Below are 1,083 nucleotides of genomic sequence, written 5' to 3'. Positions count from 1 at the left end.
GTCCGCAACCACCCTCCTCGCCTCTAACAATATCGCCTTGCAAATGGGAGGCGACCATATAAGAAATGTCGGGTTTTGACGTAGGTTCATTGCCAGATAAGCGTTTCAGGAGCGCGAGCGATGAACACCACTGGGACCATCGCGATGTCGATGCGCGAGTTGGATCGGCTCAGAGTGGATTCAGGCGGTGGCCGAGCGGCAACTCTGCGGGTCATAGCGCGGCGGCAACGGTTCTCTCAGCGCGAGCGGCGTTTCCTTCACGCGATTCAGGTTGCCGACGATACTGCGCGCGATCCCCAACGCATGCGCATCGTTTTGCGCGAGATGATCGACAACGCCCGACAGACGCGTATGCACATCGCCGCCACCGAGGTCTTCTGCGCTGACTTCCTCGCCGGTCGCGGCTTTCACCAGCGGCGGGCCGCCGAGAAAAATCGTGCCCTGATTCTTCACGATGATCGACTCGTCGCTCATCGCCGGGACGTAGGCACCGCCCGCCGTGCACGACCCCATCACCACCGCGATCTGCGCAATCCCCTGCGCCGACATGTTCGCCTGGTTGTAAAAGATGCGCCCGAAGTGATCGCGATCGGGAAACACGTCGTCCTGATTCGGCAGGTTCGCACCGCCCGAGTCGACGAGATACACGCACGGCAGCCGGTTCTGCTCGGCGATTTCCTGCGCGCGAAGGTGCTTCTTGACCGTGACCGGATAGTACGTGCCGCCCTTGACCGTCGCATCGTTGCAGACGATCACGCACTCGTGCCCCGCGATCCGCCCGATGCCCGTAATGACGCCCGCGCCCGGCGCGTCGTCGTTGTACATGCCGTAGGCCGCGAGTTGCGACAGTTCGAGAAACGGCGTGCCCGGATCGAGCAGTTGCGCGATGCGCTCGCGCGGCAGCAGCTTGTTGCGCGAGACGTGTTTGTCGCGCGCCGCCTGCCCGCCGCCCAACGCAAGCTTCGCGATCTTCTCTTTCAAATCCGCGACGACCGCTTCCAGCGCCGCCGCATTCGTGCGGAATTCTTCGCCGCGCGGGTTCAGTTTCGTTTCGATGATCGGCATGGCGCGCCCTTTATGCCG

The 1,083-nt window shown here is 62.8% G+C and carries 1 pseudogene; it reads right to left on the bottom strand.

Going from position 1 to position 1,083, the window contains the following annotated elements:
* Nucleotides 1-207: 207 nt before the first annotated feature.
* Nucleotides 208-1,065 (bottom strand): annotated as a pseudogene (locus AWB65_RS35005) (carboxyl transferase domain-containing protein); the annotation flags it as partial.
* Between the last annotated feature and the right edge of the window lie 18 nt (nt 1,066-1,083).

The sequence above is a fragment of the Caballeronia humi genome, assembly GCF_001544475.1.
In the GTDB taxonomy this organism is placed as follows: Bacteria; Pseudomonadota; Gammaproteobacteria; order Burkholderiales; family Burkholderiaceae; genus Caballeronia; species Caballeronia humi.
This window is presented reverse-complemented; position numbering and strand designations above follow the sequence as displayed.